At 39.9% G+C, this 2112-nt stretch carries 1 protein-coding gene; it reads left to right on the plus strand.

The features are described from left to right. Window positions 1-2112 (plus strand): GA-like domain-containing protein (locus CD150_RS13450; protein WP_206185638.1); only part of this gene is annotated, 2112 nt, incomplete at both ends.

Raw genomic sequence — 2112 nt, forward strand, 5'->3', positions numbered from 1 at the left:
GTACTGCGGGTAAAGAAGATTTACAAACAAGACTAGATAACATCGCGTCAGTAACATCACCAGAAATAAATGACGTAGATAGCAATGGTGTGCTAGATGCAGATCAATTATCAGAAGCAACGCAAGCCGTAGTGAATGCAGAACAAGCGAAAACCGCAGTGGATACGAAATTGTCAGAAGTAACATCCGATGGATTAGTGACACCTGATGAAAAAGCAGAAGTAGATGCATTGATCCAAACATTAGAAACAGCAAAACAAACGGCAACAGAAAAACTAAACACTGTACCGAGCGGAACCGTAGGTAAAGATGATTTACAAACAAGATTGGACAACATTACATCGGTAACATCACCAGAAGTGAATGATGTAGATAGTGATGGTATTGTAGATAATCAACACATTTCTGAAGCAGGAAAAGCAGTAGCGAAAGCCGAACAAGCGAAAACCGCAGTGGATACGAAGTTATCTGATATTACAGCAGATGGCTTAGTGACTCCAGATGAGAAAGCCGAAGTAGATGCGTTAATTCAAACATTAGAAAGTGCGAAACAAACAGCACAAGAGAAAGTAAATAGCGTACCGAACGGTACTGCGGGTAAAGAAGATTTACAAACAAGATTAGATAACATCGCCTCTGTTACGTCACCAGAAGTAAATGATGCGGATAGTAATGACATTTTAGATACAGAGCAATTGTTAGAAATTTCTCATATCATAGCAGATGTGGAAAAGGCAAAAGTAGCAGTGGATACAAAATTGTCAGAGATCACAGCAGATGGTTTAGTGACTCCGAATGAAGCAGCCGAAATTGATAGACTAATCTTTGGATTGAAAGTAATTAAACAATCAGCGAAAAATAAATTGAATACTGTACCGGATGGCACACCAGGTAAAGATGTATTACAAAGAAGATTAGACAATATCACATCCGTAAGATCACCAGAAGTGAACGATGCAGATAGTAATGGCGTGTTGGATACAGAGCAATTATCAGAAGCATCACAAGCAGTGACGAAAGCCGAACAAGCGAAAATCGCAGTGGATACGAAATTGGCCGAAATCACAGCAGATGGCTTAGTGACTCCAAACGAAAAGGCAGAAGTAGATGCGTTAATTCAAGCATTAGAAAGCGCGAAACAAACTGCAAAAGAGAAAATAAATAGCGTACCGAGCGGTACCGCAGGGAAAGACGAGCTACAAACAAGATTGGATAATATCACATCAGTAACGTCACCAGAAGTAAATGATGCGGATAGTAATGGTAAGTTAGATACAGAGAAATTGTCTGAAGCAACGCAAGCAATAACGAATGCCGAGAAAGCGAAAACCGCAGTGGATACGAAGTTAACAGATGTAACATCCGATGGCTTAGTAACACCAGATGAGAAAACCGCAGTAGATGTATTAATTCAAGCATTAGAAACTGCGAAACAAGTAGCGAAAGAGAAATTAGATAATATACCGGACAGTACAGAAGGTAAAGATGATTTACAAACAAGATTGGATAATATCACATCAGTAACGTCACCAGAAGTAAATGATGCAGATAGTAATGGAATCTTAGATACAGATCAATTATCCGAAGCGTCTCAAGCAGTAGTGAATGCGGAACAGTCAAAAACAGCAGTAGATAATAAATTAGCAGAAGTAACATCTGATGGTCTAGTAACACCAGATGAAAAAGTTGAAGTAGATGCGCTAATCCAAGCATTAGAAAGCGCGAAACAAGCGGCACAAGGGAAGGTGAATAGTGTACCGAATGGTACTGAAGGTAAAGGTGACCTCCAAACAAGATTAGACAGCATCGCTTCAGTAACATCACCAGAAGTAAACGATGCGGATAGTAATGGTAAATTAGATACAGACCAATTGTTTGAAGCAACGCAAGCAGTAGCGAATGCGGAACAAGCGAAAGTGACAGTGGATACGAAGTTGGCAGAAGTAACATCAGACGGTTTAGTAACACCAGATGAGAAATCCGAAGTAGATGCGTTAATTCAAGCATTAGAAAGCGCGAAACAAACTGCAAAAGAGAAACTAAATAGCGTACCGAGCGGTACCATAGGGAAAGATGAGCTCCAAACAAGATTGGACAACATTACATCGGTAA

It is taken from the genome of Staphylococcus ureilyticus, from assembly GCF_002902235.1.
GTDB lineage: Bacteria > Bacillota > Bacilli > Staphylococcales > Staphylococcaceae > Staphylococcus > Staphylococcus ureilyticus.